The organism is Methanoculleus oceani (genome assembly GCF_023702065.1).
GTDB classification, from domain to species: domain Archaea; phylum Halobacteriota; class Methanomicrobia; order Methanomicrobiales; family Methanoculleaceae; genus Methanoculleus; species Methanoculleus oceani.
The window spans coordinates 610,728-627,256 of sequence record NZ_QFDM01000002.1; the positions used below are offsets into that span (position 1 = coordinate 610,728).

Here is a 16,529-nt window from a genome sequence, read left to right on the forward strand (position 1 = left end):
TATTTTTGTGACGGGATTCGCTTCGGCACAGATACCTCCTGTGGATCCCATGCAACCGCCAGTGGTCGAACCTCCGCAACCGCCTACGCCAACGCCTACGCGACCGCCGGTAGGCGTACTTCCGGAGCCGCCGGTAGTCGAACCTCCGCAGGTGCCAACGGCCGGGCCCACGCAACCGCCTGCACCAACGCCGACAATTGAAACCACGCAGGTGCCAATGCCAACGCTTATGCCAACGACCGAACCAGCGCAACCGCAAACGCCGACGATCGTGCCTGTACAACCGCAACCACCGGCAATCGCACCTGTGCAAACGCCAGCGACGCTGCCTCAGGAGAACGCTTCGACAGGTGCCGGGGTGCAGGTTTCAAGCGGCCCGGGGGATAAGCTGTTCCCAGCGATATCAGGGAACTATATCGTCTGGGTTGACGACAGTTCGGCCTCGGTGCAGCTCTACGACAGCACATCGGGAAACACTTCAACCATATCCGATGCAGCGTCGATTCCTCTCGAGTTGCCGTACGAACTTGCCACCGACGGGAACAGCGTCGTGTGGACGGGCGAAAGTCCGCAGGCAGAAGGGGATATTCTGTTCATCTACGACATCGCCTCAGGAAATCTGCAACAGGTGACGGACGGTTCAGGGGCGCCCGGATTCCCGGGTGTCTCACAAAACTACGTTGTCTGGATAGATGGAGACGAATTGGGCGACGTATATATCTATGATATTACAAGCGGGAACATCTCGACCGTGACCGCCGATCCCTATCTGCAGCTCTGGGCCGACATTGGTGGAAACACGATAATCTGGGGGGATAATGAAACCGAGGAAGGAGACCTTGACATCGCGGTACTGACCCTTGAGCAGCCAAGAACAAGGCTTCTGGGCGATTCGGGTGACGATGGTTTTCCTGATGTCTCGAGTGACGGCAACTACGTCGCCTGGATCAACGCCCGCGGTAATCAGACCGCCGTGTACCTCTATGACGTACTGGCAGAGAACATGACGCAGATAACCAGTGAATCCGCAAATCCTGATGCGGTCGCGGTCGACGGGAACCACGTGGTCTACTCGGACTGGCGGAACGGAAACCTTGACATCTACCTGTACGACATCAGCACCGGAGTCGAAACGCCGGTCACCCAGGACCCGTATCAACAGACCTACCCGGACATCTCCGAAGGAACGATCGTCTGGATGGGCAACAACACCGGCCCGTGGGAGATCTATACCGCGGAGGTGCCTGGGGGTCCGTCGCCTGCTCCGGTACAGACTTCTCTAGTACAACTTAACCCGGTACCGGCAGGAGCAATATAGTAAATTCGATGATCTGTGCGTACCGAAAATCCCAAGAAAACCTCTTTTTCAGAGCAGTCCCAGGCATTACGTCTTTGTAATGCTATATTCCGAGAATCAGCACAGTTAGTCCAACTGCTCCCGGATCTGCAACCGATACCATTCGATGATCTTCTGGATGGTATCATAACCCGTCCCCCTCAGGCGATACGACACCGCAGACTGGCTGGTGCCGATCCGGTCCCCGATCTCCTTCTGCGTGAGCCCCTCGAGTGTCAGCATCACGGCTTCGGCCTGTCTCTTCGTATAGCCGTCGATCATCCTGTCCAGAACGTCGCAGAAGATCGACAGCGTCGTGTTGAAGTCCTCCCAGGGGGTTGTTACGATGATACCGCGCCCGGCTTTCTTCATGGCATCCAGTTCGAGGCCGGAGAGCCGGAATGCCTCGCCGTCCCCCTCTCCGGCCAAACCGTCCCCCGGCAGGTAGCGGACGGTTCCAATCCCGACCGCGATTCGTGCATCCAGCCGGAGAGCGCTGTTGTCGCGATCGAACCCGGCGATGAACTTGAGGCGCAGGAGGACCGCATCTTTGAGCGCCTCCCCGGGGTTTGAAGAGACGCCCTGAAAACTGTCTCCGCGGAATATCGAGAACGGCGCTACGTAGTCTTTCCCGATCTCCGCCAGCGTCTCCTTCAGGCGGCGCATGCACTCTTCACCGTATGCGTTTTTGATCTCCCGGGAACGGACCAGATCCCCCGTGAGGACCGCGTAAACTCTTCTCTCCGTCATGGCGCCATCGTCGCCTTCTCTGCATGGTTCCTTGTCGGCCATCAGATATGAAGATATCTACTCATAATAAGAAATTATCAGTATATTAACTCATACATTACCAGAATGAGCAATTATACTCATACAAGATCCGTATTCATAGTCCGGGCATGCACCCCCGGCAACCCCACGATTGAGATTGGAGCCGGAGGGTCCAGGTCTAAAGTTTTGACAGGTACTGGACGAACTGCTCGATCCCGCCCTGGCACACCAGGTAACCGACGGCCGCCCCGATAAGGACCGCGATCGCGAAGCTCACCATCGTTCCCACGATGATGTACTCGGATCGCTTCGCGTCGTTGATCCTGAAAAGCCCTTTTGCTGCTATGAGGAACCCGATAGCCGTGTACTCGTTCACCAGGATAAACGTCACGATCAGGACCCGCTCGACGTATCCGATCAAACGGCCGGCATGATCCAATCCATCCTCTTCCGAAGCGGCTATATCTTTCCGCCAGGACCGGGTTACGCTCCCGACCAGGATCCCGCCGGGCCGGAGGACCAGGAGATACGCGACGATGACGACCCAGATCCGGATAACCCCGCCCGGGCTGTCGGACGGATAGGGGACCGGAGTCTGTGAAAGCAGCGCCAGAACGATGAAGAGAACGGCCAGGTGGGCGATAAAAAGCCACCCTACAGGTTCAGGCATTGCGCCCTCATCATCCGGATCTCGCACGCGGGCCGTCCTCTTTCGAAGGCTCGCTATCAGGTCGGGCAGTACGCCGTCGATGACGAAATGCGCTGCCGTAACAAGGACAAAGGCGTACAGGAGGGTGCTCCGGAACTGAGGAAGGAACTCCGGGAGTGACGACGGATCTCTCAGAACAAACATGACGTTCCAGAGATTGACAAAGAGAAACGTCAGTAAACCGGCTGCGAAGGCATGGCAAACCAGGTGCCCGGAGCGCCAGCTGTTCCCGGACCGATCCTTTGCCGGAAATGCGGGCCGGAGAACGAACTCCACCAGCAAGTACGCGAGAAAGATGCGAAGGAACAGTTCGATGCCGTGGGAGATTTCCATTGGAGACAGGTAACTATTCTTCTGAACTCCTACATTACTTCTCCTATTTGCTCTGAAGGGAGACCGACTCATTTAAGAGATTATTGTGATTGAAACTCCCGGGAAATCCATTCATCCGGAATACTCATCCAGGGGAAGGCTACCCATCATGAGGGGCGCGCCGGAAAGGGCTCGTCACTCCCGGAGAGTGCCGGGGACCTTATGGGTTTGGCGCTACGCACATTGTGCCTGCCAATCGAAAACGCAACTGAATTTCCACGAGGCCCCCAGAACCGCCCGCAGCCCTTACATCCCCACCGATTCCGCCACCCGCATCAGTTCGTCCCGGCCGAGCATGCCGCACGTGATCCGGTACGAGTAACCGCCAGCACTCCAGCGGAGCTGATCCCTCCCGTCGGCAGAGACATACCCGGCCTCCCGGCCCCCAGAGAGGGGCACCGATTCAGGCGTGCCGGGAAGGACTGCCTCCGCCCGGTACGGGTCATAGAGCCGCTGCACGAACTCCAGTTCGTCGCTGCCGTTCGTGAACCGGAGTGTGGTGTAGGCGCCGGGGAGATGCGTCCCATCCGCGAAGACGTACCCCTCCGGGAGGTAGGACGGCATCGCCGCACCATAGCGCCGGACGTCGTCGGTGCTCCATAAAAAGAGCGGTGTGATCGCAGCCGTCGGCATCGGCCGGACCTCGACGCCTGTCGGTGGATCGAAGGCGAAGAGGTCGTCCGGGAGCCCGGTGTTCGCCGAGGGATCGGTGTATTCGGCAGAGAGGATCAGGTTCCCGTCTTTGCCATACATCTCCACGCTGAGAAGGAGCCAGGTTTCGGCGTCGATCCATGCCGTGAACCGGTGCACCGCCTCCCGGTAGCGGGTGGGCGCTTCAAAGAGTCTTGATCCGCCCGCAACCTCAAGGAGATAGGCGGTGCGCCCACAGACAGTCTCGGTGCCCAGGTACGAGGCATTCCGCTCCGCAAGCGACTCCGCGACCGTCTCCATATACCCCCGGACCCCCTCCGCCCAGCCGGGGTACTGCGGCTCGGAGAAGGCGGCTTTCATATACGGCCCCGCGACCGTCAGCGCCGTCCGGGTTACCGGGTCGTAGCGCCACTTCCGGGTGCCGTTCGAGACGACGATGGTTCCCGCGAGGTCCGCGGGTTCGAGGTATTCCAGCCGGTAGTTCTCGGGGCCTTTCCGGAGCAGCCTGACGGTGACGTTCTCGGAACCGGCCGTTATCGCTACGGTGGCGGAGAAGTCCGTCGCCTGCTCTTCCGCGGCGACGAACCGGGCGGCGATCTCGTCCGCCGGCGGCGGATCCGCGGCGGTGCCGAGGCACCCGGCGGTGCAGGCGAGGGCGAGGAGGAGCGCGATTGCTAAATACTTCATTTACAGGCCACCCCCGCCACGACGAGGAGCAGCCCGACGAGCGGCATGAGGAGGAGAGTATACAAGACCATGGCAATCGCCATGAAACCCGGCACAGGCGTCCCGGGAACAAGAGTGCAGAACGCGTTAGCGGCCAGGATGAGGGGCAGCACGCTGACAAGGGCGGAGACGGCGATCGGCATCCGCACCCCGTTCCGGCAGTCGTCCGGGAAAGAGTAGAAGAACAATGCTGCCGCCGGAGGAAGCAGGAATAGGAATACATGGTTCCCGATATCGGGAACCGTCACGACCCACCGGGTGATTCCCGTCCAGAGCGCAAGAGCGGTGCAGACGGCCGCGAACGGGATGCCCCAGAACCACCGGGGCGACTCCCGCCGCATCGCCCGCAGGAACTGAACCGACCCGGCGAGCGAGACGAGTGAGAGCAGGATAATCACACTCCCGGAACCGATGGCGCCGCGGGATGCGAGCGTCACCGGCATGACCGCCCAGAGGAAGAAGAAGACCGCGCTCGCGGCGATGAGCGGGCCGGTCTTCATCCCCGCTTCCCCCCGCGGCGCAGGAGCCCGATACCGCAGGCGGCCGTCGCCGCGAGCGCCCCGAATCCCGGGGCGTGGGCGGGCGCCGTCCACCCGTTCTCCCCGAACGACCGGGTCGTGCCGGCGAGGATATAGCCGCCGTCGGCCGTCGCAGCGAGGGCCGAGATGTCGTCGGTCGCATCACCGCCGAACGAACGGGCAGCGGTGACATTCCCCGTATGGTCCAGGAGCACCAGCCACCCGTCGTGCGGCCCGCCGGCGTAGACCGTGCCGGTAAAGGCATACCGGCCCGGAGACGGCGCGACCGCCGACGTGACCAGGAGGGGGCCGCCGGGAATCCCCGGCATCACGGTCCAGGCGACATTCCCGGTCCCGCCGATCATGATGAGGCAGAGGCCAGGGAGATCGCTTCCGGGGCGGAACGCCCCGCCGGCGACGAGGTAGCCGACGGCACCTCCGCCGGGCACTTCAAGAAGAATCGCGCCGGTGCCGCCGTCCATCCCGTCAAGCGTCTTCGTCCAGAGAACCTCCCCCGACGGATCGGTCTGGAATACCCGGACCGGCACGGTCCCGGAACGTGCCGCTTCCCAGGGTTTTCTCACCGCGACAAGGTAGCCGCCGTCGATCGGGGTCGATATGACGCTGTCCACGAGCCCGGAACCGTTGCCACCGATGATCCGGTTCCACTCCTCGAACCCATCGCGGTCGACCTTGACCAGCCAGGCGTTGTCGGTCCCGGACGTCCTCTTCCCGCCGAGGATGAACCCGCCGTCAGCGGTCAGGTCGACCGTCGAGAAGAGCCCGTCCCCCGGGAACGTCCGGCTCCAGACCTCCCGGCCGTCCGGCGCGACCTTGAAGAGCCAGGCGCTGCGCGTATCCTTCTCCGGCGTCCAGCCGGTGCTCCCGGCGACGACGTAGTTTCCATCATCGGTCGCGACCACGGCACGCGCGCTGTCCCAGTCAGGCCCGCCGTAGGTCTTCCTCCAGACCTCATTGCCGTCGGCGTCCGTCCTGAGCAGCAGGGCATCCCGGAACCCTGTGTTCGCGGCGATCAGGTATCCCCCGTCGTCCACCTGGAGCACTGACGCGACGTCCGCACTATCCCCGGCGGGGCAGGTCCGGTTCCAGACCTCGTTCCCCTGCCCGTCCGTCCTGATCAGCCAGATGGAGAGGTCATACCAGGTTGCCTGCGTGCCCGTGGGCGTGGCGGCAAACGCCTCCGCCATGGCCCCCGAGATCCCGGCGAGGACAGCGTTCTCCTCATTGGTCAGGGTCGGGCTCCGGCCCACCGCCGGGTCGAACGCGATCCGGGTAACCGCACTCTCGATCTCGCGCACCACCGGGTATTTCCGCCAGATCTCACGGAGGGACTCCTTCAGCGCCTCCTTCTCTTCAGCGGAGCGGGGGGAACAGTCGATGTAGTCGAGCAGGTTCTCCCGCTCGTCATCGGTCCCGACGAGCATGACGTAGTAGGGTGTCGCCTGTTTCACCGCGTCGTCGATCTCGATCCGGCCGACGGGCGCCTTCACCGGGCTCCCGGCCGGGCGGGGGGTTTCGGCAGCCGCCGCGGTGAGGACGAACAGGCCGGAGAGGAGGAGGATGCAGAGGATGGCTCGTAGATGTTTCATGGGATCGGCTTTCACCCCTTATGCCTCCTCCCCGCACGGACGGCCGAGAGCCCGCCCGAGAGCGCGAGGATGCCCATCCAGGCGGAGAACCCGGGCGCGGTTTGGGCCTGGGGCGGCTCCGGCTCCAGTTCCAGGTCGAGCCTGTTGGTGGTATTCTCAAAGGAGATTTCCCGGTGCAGGGGGAGGTAGCCGTCCTTTTCGACCGATACGTTCTGTCCGTAGCCGAACGCGTTCGCTATCAGGTAACCGCCGTCGCCGGCGGTCTCTGTCGTCACGGGGTACGGTGCGCCGAACAGCGGGAGGGTGGACTCGAACCTCACCGTTGCGCCCGGAACCGGGTGGCCGTCGGTGTCCCTCACCGTCCCGATCACATAGATCCGCGGCGGCGGGGGGATGTCGACGTTGACGTAGATCCGCAATGCCGCCTCGGTAGTCTTCCCCAGGTTGTCGATCAGGGTCACGGTGATCGTCTCGTTCCCCTCCGCGACCGGGACGGTGCAGGCGAAATTGGTCGCGTTCCCGCACGAGACCGTACCTGCGCTGCTCTCGACCACCACGTCCCGTATCCCGTTCGAGGCCTCGGCCCTGCCGGTGACCGTAACCTCGGGCGGGACGAGATCGCTCCATATCGTATCGTACTGCTTTGGGGAGGTGACGGAGAGGAACGTCGAGGTCTCGACCGGTTCCTCCCCGGCGCTCGCCGGGGCTGCGGCCGCAGAAAGCAGCACGAGGATGCAGAGGATCGTCAGAATATTTCGTGTCATAGTCCGGCTCCTTGAAAGAGCGATGGGGAGGGATCGTTTATACCCTTTCTGTGCCGTCCGTTTCCGCGTACACAACCCTCTCCGCCAGGGCGATCTCCCGGGGGGCAAAGACGACCAGCGCCCGGGGGTCCTCGTCGATGGCGGTCGGCGTCCGGTTTTCGTCCGGCGGGTCCCTCGGGTAGATCTCGATGGTGTTCCAGACCTCCGTCGTGGCAAAGGAGATGAACTCCAGCGGCCGGAGCGTCCCGTTCTCGATGGCGTAGATGTTTTTGTAGGTGTCGTCGTAGGTCCTGTTCTGCTCGTGGTAAAAGACCTTCAGGCTCATTCCCTTTTTGCCGTAGAAGATCTCGTCGAACGGGATGTCATCGGCAGCGGCGAGGCTCGCCAGCGGGTGCGCGTGAGGAGGGCGGTAATCGAGCCGCTGGGACGAGAGGTAGGCGCTCCCGTTTCTGAGGACGAAGGCGGAGTGGACCCAGGGTTCATCCTCCATATCGGCAAAGAAACTGAACTGGATGCAGGTAAACGAGCCGTTCGCGTCGAAATCCATGACGAGCAGCGGCGACCTCGCCGTCCGGTTGTCGAACGGGATCTGCTCTTCCATCGCCTCCCAGGTCTCGATGAGCGGGGGGTTGTATTGTTCCACCGGGAGGACCGGGACGGCCTCGTAGTGTATCGTCTCGTAGCCGGGTGGGACATAGGAGGCACGCCAGAGGACGAACACCACCACGATAACGATGCCGAGCGCGAGCCACCGGTCTCTCATGCGGCGACGCTCCCGGCAATGAGGCGGCCGCCGTCCGCCGTGCCGATCGAGACGGCGACGATTCGCCGCCGTCCTGTTACAGACGGTTGCTCCTCCACCATAGTGGGAGCTGGGACGCGAGATTATATACGATTTCTGTGCCGACCGTCTATTCTAAAGCCCTGGATTGTACCCGGGCAGGGAAGGCCGCCGACAAAACGCAAAGGTCAAGGTTCCGCACTCCGATTGCTGTAGTATGCGACGCCGGACGGCTGTTGTACTCCTGATCATTCTTCTCTCCGCCCTCCCTTCCTGCGCAGCCGCCGGGTACACGGTCATGCCGGCCGGCGACTACGTACCCGACCGTCCGCCACAGGATATGACACCTATCGAGTGGTGGCAGGTCCCGCCCCAGATCCTGATCTGCAGTCTTCTCATGGATACATCCCCTGAACTCCTGATCGTCGTCAACATCCTGTTCCTGTTGAACGTCTGGCTCTTCTTCGGCTACCGTCGTATTGCAAAACGCGCCGCACTCGAACACGAGACACGGACGGCGATCTACGACCACGTTCGCGCCCACCCGGGCATCCGCCTCGGCACCCTCGCTCAAGACCTCGGAATAAACCGGGGGACCCTGAGGTACCACCTCGGGAGGCTGCAGGAGTTCGGGATGATCGCCACCGCCGCCGTCGAAGGGCGGACGGGATACTTCGAGAACCGGCAGAAGTACTCGGTTCTCGAAGAGAAGGTGCTCATCCACCTCCGGAACCCCAACACCCGGGAGCTCCTCGCCATCCTGCTGGAGAGCCCGGAGGCGTCGCGGAGGGAACTTGCGGAACGGCTCGGGATCACCGCCTCGTCGGTCTCGTGGCATCTGCGAAGGCTGAGGGCCGACGGGATCGTGCTTCAGGAGAAGATAGGGGGAGACGTCCGGTATTCCCTGTCGGGGGAGGCGGCGGGGTTTGTCGGGGAGCGGGTGGGGGTGCGGAGGGGTGATCCGGGAGAAGGGGCTGTATTGAGAGGTGTTTAATCCGGCACCTCCCACAAACCAACCCACAACAGATAAGACCCACCCCATGAATAACCCTTAACCAGGCTGTGATTGTAATGAAAACCATCTACATCCGTACCGAACGCCTGGACCTGATCCCGGCAACGCTCGAGATCCTCGAGAGCGACCGGGACGACCGTCAAAAACTCGCCCGCCTCCTCTCCGCCGCCGTCCCGGGATCGTGGCCGCCGCCGCTCCTCGACGACGAAACGCTCGGGGCGTTCATCCAGATGGTCTCTGAGAAAGGCGATCCGCTCTTCGCCGCCTGGTACTGGGTGCGCGACGACCCGAGAGATGGGGAACGGGTCCTCGTCGGCAGCGGGGGGGTCGCCTCGTCGCCCGTCCCCGGCACGGTGCTCATCGGCTACTCGGTGCTCGAGGAGTTCCAGTGCCGCGGGTATGCAACCGAGGCGGTCCGCCACCTCATCCCCGCGATCTTCTCCCTCCCCGGCGTCCGGCGGATCGTCGCGACGACCTACCCGGACCTCTTCGGGTCCATCCGGGTGCTCGAGAAGAACGGGTTCGTCCATGCCGGCGAGGCTCCCGCCGGCGAGGGGTTCGAGGAGGGAACCGTCGTCTACGTGCGCGAAAAGCCCGAAGCCCCCTTCCGATCCTGAAGGCGGAACCATCCGCACCATCCGGACGGCGGCAGGGAGCAAAGGGTTGGTGGCTGCTCACCATATCCTGCCGGTAATGAGCACCGGCTACAGCGCCCTGCAATCGAAGAACCGCTTCTCAGCCCCCGGTCCCGTAGAGGTACCTCCCGCTGATATCGAGGATGTAATCGCCCCGGTAGAACGGGTACTTCCCGACCAGGTGCTGTTTTAAGGTCTCTACGTCGCTGCTTGCGGCGAGCGCCGACTTTGCGTCCTCGAGATACCCCGCCATATCCGCGAGGGCCTGCATGTTCGCCGGCAGCCCGTGGCCAGGAAGGACGACGTCGTACTCCTTCTCCTGGAACCGGCGGAGGTGGGCGAGCCAGGGGTCCATCTCCTTCTGCTGCAGGAAGACGTGGACCCGGTTGTAGACGAGGTCCTGGGCGATGAGCACGCGGTTCTCCGGGAGTTCGATGACGAGATTGACGCCGGCCTCGGCCCCGTCGGCCTTCTCGTAGGCAAGCGTCACGCCGTCGACGGTCTCGGTCCCGGGCCGGACGATATGCTCCGGCACCACCACCGTCTCCGTGATCGCGTCGCCGAAGGTCGGCGCGTATGCCTGGATCATGGCCTCCCCGCCCCCGCGGATCTGGTCTGTGACCTCGCTTAATGCGTAGATCGCGGCGTCCCTGAAGTATTCGCACCCGAACCAGTGGTCAGGGTGGCTGTGCGTGACGATGACGCGGTCGATCGGCTTGTCCAGGCTGTCGGCGTACCTGCGGAACTCCTCTGCGTGAGGACGGAGAAACTGCGTGTCGACGACGATCAATCTGTTCTCCGTCTCGAGGATATGGGAGTTTACGAAGACTGCCGCCTCGGGCGCCTCGTAGGTGTGTATCCTCAGGTTCTCCAGCGGGATAACGGTCATAACCCCGATCTCAGGCAGGGATCCTGAGCGTTTCCGGGGCACCATCTCTGCGGTCTGGGGGTTCATAGCACCGCCCACTGGAAACTCTCTCTATATGTAACCAGAGGGTGGCCGGGAGAGCGAGGAAGACTCGCGGGATTCTCCGGACCAACCCCTGAAATCCGCCGGACCTCACCTTCCGGGACCCGGACGGCGGCGCACCGGCCGGCACGATTCCGGCACGCGCTATCAGGCCCCATAACAAGGAATGAACCCCGGCACTCCGGTGCTCCGGCAGGACGGGGTCCTGCACAGGAACCTATATGAAGTGTTCATACCCTGTGAGCCTGCCGATACTGCAGAACAGTGAGGCAGGAGTAACCATGGCATGGAGAAGATCTTCGCGTGAACTCTGGAGCGAATTCGACGAGATGCTCGGGGATATGCAGAAACAATTTGGCGAGGTGATGGAGCGCCTCTCAGGAGCCACGCAGCAGGTACCCCTGATTGGCGGAACCGGAGCGGTGGTCGACGTCCTGGAACACGATGCGGATATCGTGGTCGTTGCCGACCTCCCGGGCGTGGAGAGGCAGGGTATATCGGTCCGGCTTCTCGACCCGAGAACGCTGCGGATCACCGCCCGGCGGGAGGAGGCAAAAGAGGAGGAACAGGCCGGATACCACATGCGAGAGCGGAGGATCGGCACGATCTCCCGGACGGTCTCCCTCCCCACCGACGTCAGGGGCGAGGAGGCACGCGCCACCTTCAAGAATGGTGTCCTCGAGATACGGTTGAAGAAGGTCGCCGAGGCTCGCGGCAGGGAGATCCCTGTGGGCGCAGAGGCCGAGCAGGCCGGCCAGTCAGTTGCAGAGATGCGCCGGCAACAGATCGAGGAGGAGTACCGGGAGGACAGGGAGAAGGTGAAGCCGTCCGGGTACCTGAGCCCCCGCGACCTACAGGAAGCGGCGCAGAAGATCCAGATCGAAGATAAGGGAAGCCCCGAAGAGCAAAAGACGGCCGAAGAGCTCCGCCGACAGAAGGAGATGATGTACGAGGAAGGAAAGAGGAAGCTGGCAGAGTAGACGGCGATACGAAAAAGCCATCGCGAGGAGGCCACGGAGCGGCGGTCGAACACGTCATCCCACGAGGTCCCTGAGGGTCTCGAACCCCGACTCGATCATATCCAGGTAGCGCCGGTTGCGCCCGCCAGGATACGGCAGACAGAGGAGGCGGCTCTCCTGAAAGAGGCTCTCCCGGAGACTCCCGTTGATCCCGGTGATCGTCCCGACGCCGGAAAGAGCGCTCGCGTACGGCTCGATCCCGGATAGACCGGTGAGTGCCGTATTCCCGAGGGCGACGACGTAATCCGGGGCAAGACCGGCGATCTCCGGGGCAAGGATCTCCCGGGCGCTCAGCCTGACGAGGTCCTTCGGGATGGCCGCCTTCCGGTTCTTACGGAAGACGCACTTGACCGTGTCGACGAGGAAGAAGTTCTCGGAGAAGAGTTCCAGGTTCTCCCGGCGCGACTCTCCGTCGAGTCCGAGCAGCGAAAAGAGGTTCTCCGCGAGCCCGCGGGAGAGCGGTGCGGTGCCCCGGCGATGCCGCACGTCGTAGCGGTCGTTCCAGAAGTAGGGGTAGTCGGGGCTGCAGCAGTCAGCGGGCCCGGCAACTTCGCGCCGGCCGGCGGTCCAGGGCGGAGACTCGGCGATGAAGAGGACCGCTACGCGGTCGGCCCTCCGGCATGCAGCCCCGCAGGCATCGTGGGGCAGGAGTCCGGGCAGGAGGACGCCGCGGAGCTCCGGGCGGCAGGCAGAATACCTCCGGTAGATCTCTCTGGCGCTCACCGGCAGGGAATGCCGAAGGTTCATCCCTGCAGGTTCGCCCGCAGGACGGATATGTGTTGCAGGTGAGCGGACCCCGGGGTATGCGATGCCGCATGCACCCCGGACGGCATCGTGATGCGACATATAAAGAGGGAGCAGCACCAAGAGATGAACGAATGGAGAACAATATCACCTTTAAGGAATTCAATATCTCGCAAAAGACGCTCCGTGCAATAGAAGATATGGGCTTTGAGGAGCCCACGCCCATCCAGGTCAGCACAATACCGGCGATACTCGAAGGACGCGACGTGACCGGCCAGGCCCAGACAGGGACCGGGAAGACGGCGGCGTTCGGCGTCCCGGCGATCGAGCGTGTCGACCCCGATAGCCGGGAGACACAGGTCCTCGTCCTCTCCCCCACCCGGGAACTTGCCATCCAGACAGCCGAGGAGTTTGCCCGCCTGGCGAAACACCACCGGGGCATCAACATCCTCCCGATCTACGGCGGCCAGGCGATCGATCGGCAGTTCAGGGCACTGCAACGCGGCGCTCAGGTCGTCGTCGGGACCCCGGGGAGGGTGCTCGACCATCTCGACCGTGGGACCCTCTCGTTTGCCGGGGTGAAATTCGTCGTCCTCGATGAGGCCGACCAGATGCTGGATATGGGCTTTCGCGAAGACATCGAGAAGATCCTCGACGAGACCCCGCGGAACCGCCAGACGGTCCTCTTCTCGGCCACGCTCCCAAGACCGATCCTCGAGATCTCAAAGAGGTTCCAGAAGGACCCCGAGTTCATCTCGGTCGCACGCAAGGAAGTGACCGTCCCGCAGATCGAACAACTCTACCTCGAGGTGCGGAGCAGGGACAGGCTCGAGATCCTCACCCGGCTGCTCGATATGTACGATCCGGAACTGACCCTGATCTTCTCGAACACCAAACGGGGTGTCGACGACCTGACCACCCACCTCCAGGCCCGCGGTTACTTCGCCGAAGGCCTCCACGGGGACATGAAGCAGGCCCTGCGGGACCGGGTGATGGCGAAGTTCCGCGCAGGAAACATCGATATGCTCGTCGCCACCGACGTCGCCGCACGGGGTATCGACGTCGAGGACGTCGACCTGGTCATAAACTACGATGTCCCGCAGGATATCGACTATTACATCCACCGGATCGGCCGGACGGCACGCGCCGGACGAGCCGGACGGGCCGTCACGTTCGTGGGCCCGAAGGAGTACTTCAAACTCAGGACGATCCAGGACTACACCAGGATCAAGATCGCCCGCATTCCGCTGCCGACACAGGGAGACGTCGAGGAGAGCCGGACGCGGAAACTCATCGACCGGGTGCAGCAGGTCATCAACGAGGGCAACCTCGAGCACTACGCGAATCTCATCGAGCGGATCATATCCGAAGATTACACCTCGCTTGAGGTCGCGGCTGCCCTCCTGAAACTGGAACTTGGCGGGGCCGGCCCGGCCGACAGGGGCCAGGGTCTGCCGCAGGATATCGGGCCGGCCCAGGGGTTGGCTCTCCTCAGGATCCCGCTCGGGAGAGAGCACCAGATCAGGCCGAAGGATATCGTCGGAGCACTCGCGGGCGAGACCGGGATTCCCGGCAGCGCCATCGGTGCGATCAACATCTACGATACCTACTCCACCGTCGACGTGCCCCTTGATGCCGCCGACCGGGTCATCGAAGGGATGAAAGGAAAGACCATCGCAAGGGTCAGGCTGACCCGGCCGATCGAGATCGTCGGAGCGCCGGGGGGCAACGCGTCTCCGGGCGGGCGGTAAGAGCACGCAGGCCGGCTGCGAGCACAGCCGGCTCCCGGGATCCATGTTATCGCGCCGGTTCAACGCACCGGAAGACTTGAGGCGCGCCTGAGGGGGCGCGGAGCAGAACAGTCGTGCATCCGGAACGTTTTTCCTGAAACCAGGACCTCCCCGGATGCGAACCGGTGGGAGTACCTCACGACAACCCGGGGGTGCGGGAGGATTCTCCGCGGTAGCGGCACCGGCCCCTGCCGGGAGAAACGACTATATACCTTGATGCGTATTCTTCACCGTCTGGGGGTGGTGGCGTCAACGGGTATGGATGCAATCTCTAAATCTTCCGGAGTCTCATCGCCATCGAAAAAATTGAGGATTATCTGCCCTACGACCCGCATATTCACAATAGTATATTCATAAGAAGGTGTGCTGCAAACCCCTGCCCGGGTTCCGCCGGCCATCTCTGCCACCTGCCCTGCATCGAGGGACGCGACGGGGCAACCCGACCCGAAACGTCTCACCGGATCTCCGGAATCCCGCACGATTCTGCCGGGAAGCGGGCGGCCGTGAAGCCGCCATGCACGGTATCGCCCGCCCGTGGATGTATTGAGGTCATATTCTATTTTTTGGGCCGTTTCCCTGCCGACCGGGCCCTGCCCTTCAGGTATTCTGGACAGCGAGCTCGGCGTTGAGCATGTCCAGGTAGTCGGTGAGGAGACGGGTGATCAGGAAGTGCTGCCGGACATGCTCTTTACCGGCCCGCCCGAGCCGCTCCCTGAGCTCCGGGTTCTCGAGGACCTGCCGGATCCTCCAGGCAAACCCGTCGGTATCGGTCGGTTCGAGGAGGAACCCGGTTTCGCCGTCCTCTATCTGGAGCGGTATGCCCCCGACACGGGATGCGATGACCGGCTGCCCCTTCCAGAGTCCCTCGGTGACGGTCAGGCCGAACCCCTCGCGGAGCGATTTCTGGAGGATGACGCACGAGGCGCGCTGCAGGGCGTTGACCAGCAGGTGATCCTCGGCGGTGATCAGGATGACGTCGCCGGACTCGATGAAGGCCCGGGCCTTCTCCTCGACCTGCCGGTAGATTGCCCAGCCTTCGGGGTCGTCGGGGGCCATGCTCCCGCAGAGGACCAGTCTGCAGTCGACGTGCTCGCGTACCCTGGCAAAGACGTCGACGACGCCTTCGGGGTCCTTCCACTTGTCGAACCGCGAGATCTGGGTGATCAGCGGTTTGTCGGTCGGTACGCCGTACTTCGCGAGAAGACCTGCGATCTCTGCGTCGGAGAGGTCGCGGTTCTTCTCCGAGAGCGGGTCGATCGCCGGCCGGCAGATCCACTGCTCCATCGCCATCCCCCTGCGCCGGTACTCTTCGTGTGAGATGACCATCCGGTCATAGTCCCGGACGAAGTCTTTGAGGAACTCCCAGAGATCCGCGTTCGGGTTCGAGAGGTCGACGTGGCACCGCCAGACCCAGGGCTGGGTCTTCTGGTAGAACCGGATCAGTGGCAGGGGCTGCGGGTCGTGGATGACCACCAGGTCGTGGTCGATCTTCATCTGCCCGGAGAAGAACTCGTTCGTCCTGAGATAGAGTCCCTTCTCTTCATCCGAGAACGCGATCGCCTGCCCCTGGAGCGCGTTATGGAAGTTCTTGGTGATGGCGAAGAAGTCGCCGTCGCCGTTTAAGATGTTCCACTGGGTCTTGATCCCGACGTCGTTCATGAGCGGAACCAGCGAGATGATCATCTCCGCTACACCACCGCTCTGGTAGGTCGAGTTCACGTGGAGGACACGCTTCCCCTGAAGGCTCGCCGCCTTGCGGTAGATCCCGGAGATGACATCGTCGCCGACGATGGGCCGGTGGTCCTCGAGCGTCCGGCCGTTGTCGCATATGCAGGTTATTCCGTCCATGTACGCCATTGCAGATCTCCCCTCGGTAGGTTTGTGGAAACTTACCAGGTACAGCATCGGCATGCCGAGATTATAAATATGTCGATCAAAAAATAATAATTTTCCTCGTTTATTTAGCCCATACGCCAATTTATAGAGGTATTAAATGGGAACACGCCATGCACATCGGGGAAGGACGATACAAAAAAGGTTAATAAGATGGCATGAATCGGAGCCTCCCGGACGGTCCCAGAGGGGAGAGCGCAGTGGCTCCGTTGAGGCGGAGCGCCG

General features: G+C 62.6%; 15 protein-coding genes. 5 read left to right on the forward strand and 10 right to left on the reverse strand.

Annotation, left to right across the window (positions count from 1 at the left end):
- Positions 1 to 358: 358 nt before the first annotated feature.
- Entirely contained in the window at positions 359 to 1,318 is a 960-nt protein-coding gene (locus tag DIC75_RS08035) for a TolB family protein (RefSeq protein ID WP_250987509.1), read from the forward strand.
- A gap of 105 nt (positions 1,319 to 1,423) precedes the next feature.
- On the opposite strand, the gene DIC75_RS08040 is transcribed toward DIC75_RS08035, so the two are convergent.
- The 7 genes from DIC75_RS08040 to DIC75_RS08070 form a co-directional block, all read right to left on the reverse strand.
- Positions 1,424 to 2,128: a hypothetical protein gene (locus DIC75_RS08040; protein ID WP_250987510.1), complete on the reverse strand. Its 705-nt coding sequence runs from the start codon at positions 2,126 to 2,128 to the stop codon at positions 1,424 to 1,426.
- Between the two features lie 157 nt (positions 2,129 to 2,285).
- Positions 2,286 to 2,960, reverse strand: coding sequence for a hypothetical protein (locus tag DIC75_RS08045; protein WP_250987511.1), 675 nt, complete (start codon positions 2,958 to 2,960; stop codon positions 2,286 to 2,288).
- 474 nt (positions 2,961 to 3,434) lie between these two features.
- Positions 3,435 to 4,526, reverse strand: coding sequence for a DUF4367 domain-containing protein (locus DIC75_RS08050; protein WP_250987512.1), 1,092 nt, complete (start codon positions 4,524 to 4,526; stop codon positions 3,435 to 3,437).
- Positions 4,523 to 5,065 carry a hypothetical protein gene (locus DIC75_RS08055; RefSeq protein WP_250987513.1) on the reverse strand — a complete coding sequence of 181 codons (543 nt, stop codon included), beginning with the start codon at positions 5,063 to 5,065 and terminating at the stop codon, positions 4,523 to 4,525. Before DIC75_RS08055 ends, DIC75_RS08050 begins: the two co-directional genes overlap by 4 nt.
- Entirely contained in the window at positions 5,062 to 6,693 is a 1,632-nt protein-coding gene (locus tag DIC75_RS08060) for a hypothetical protein (RefSeq protein ID WP_250987514.1), read from the reverse strand. Before DIC75_RS08060 ends, DIC75_RS08055 begins: the two co-directional genes overlap by 4 nt.
- Before the next feature lie 11 nt (positions 6,694 to 6,704).
- Complete coding sequence (locus DIC75_RS08065) at positions 6,705 to 7,457, reverse strand: carboxypeptidase-like regulatory domain-containing protein (RefSeq protein WP_250987515.1); 753 nt, start codon at positions 7,455 to 7,457, stop codon at positions 6,705 to 6,707.
- A 37-nt stretch (positions 7,458 to 7,494) separates the two neighbouring features.
- The gene (locus DIC75_RS08070; RefSeq protein WP_250987516.1) at positions 7,495 to 8,220 is read right to left on the reverse strand and encodes a hypothetical protein; all 726 of its coding nucleotides are present in this window, start codon (positions 8,218 to 8,220) and stop codon (positions 7,495 to 7,497) included.
- Between the two features lie 235 nt (positions 8,221 to 8,455).
- Between DIC75_RS08070 and DIC75_RS08075 the strand changes: the two genes are divergently transcribed.
- Positions 8,456 to 9,232: a winged helix-turn-helix transcriptional regulator gene (locus DIC75_RS08075; RefSeq protein WP_250987517.1), complete on the forward strand. Its 777-nt coding sequence runs from the start codon at positions 8,456 to 8,458 to the stop codon at positions 9,230 to 9,232.
- A gap of 77 nt (positions 9,233 to 9,309) precedes the next feature.
- Positions 9,310 to 9,870 (forward strand): GNAT family N-acetyltransferase, encoded by a 561-nt coding sequence (locus DIC75_RS08080; protein ID WP_250987518.1) that lies wholly within the window; start codon positions 9,310 to 9,312, stop codon positions 9,868 to 9,870.
- Between the two features lie 118 nt (positions 9,871 to 9,988).
- Here the strand turns inward: DIC75_RS08080 and DIC75_RS08085 are convergent, their stop codons facing one another.
- The gene (locus DIC75_RS08085) at positions 9,989 to 10,843 is read right to left on the reverse strand and encodes an MBL fold metallo-hydrolase (RefSeq protein ID WP_250987519.1); all 855 of its coding nucleotides are present in this window, start codon (positions 10,841 to 10,843) and stop codon (positions 9,989 to 9,991) included.
- A 296-nt stretch (positions 10,844 to 11,139) separates the two neighbouring features.
- Between DIC75_RS08085 and DIC75_RS08090 the strand changes: the two genes are divergently transcribed.
- Positions 11,140 to 11,838 (forward strand): Hsp20/alpha crystallin family protein, encoded by a 699-nt coding sequence (locus tag DIC75_RS08090; protein ID WP_250987520.1) that lies wholly within the window; start codon positions 11,140 to 11,142, stop codon positions 11,836 to 11,838.
- Between the two features lie 54 nt (positions 11,839 to 11,892).
- On the opposite strand, the gene DIC75_RS08095 is transcribed toward DIC75_RS08090, so the two are convergent.
- Positions 11,893 to 12,624, reverse strand: coding sequence for a uracil-DNA glycosylase family protein (locus DIC75_RS08095; protein ID WP_250987521.1), 732 nt, complete (start codon positions 12,622 to 12,624; stop codon positions 11,893 to 11,895).
- Positions 12,625 to 12,755: 131 nt separating this feature from the next.
- On the opposite strand from DIC75_RS08095, the gene DIC75_RS08100 reads away from it, so the two are divergent.
- The gene (locus tag DIC75_RS08100) at positions 12,756 to 14,372 is read left to right on the forward strand and encodes a DEAD/DEAH box helicase (RefSeq protein WP_250987522.1); all 1,617 of its coding nucleotides are present in this window, start codon (positions 12,756 to 12,758) and stop codon (positions 14,370 to 14,372) included.
- Between the two features lie 636 nt (positions 14,373 to 15,008).
- On the opposite strand, the gene DIC75_RS08105 is transcribed toward DIC75_RS08100, so the two are convergent.
- Positions 15,009 to 16,316, reverse strand: a complete 1,308-nt coding sequence (locus DIC75_RS08105; RefSeq protein WP_250987523.1) for a glycosyltransferase — start codon at positions 16,314 to 16,316, stop codon at positions 15,009 to 15,011.
- Positions 16,317 to 16,529 lie beyond the last annotated feature (213 nt).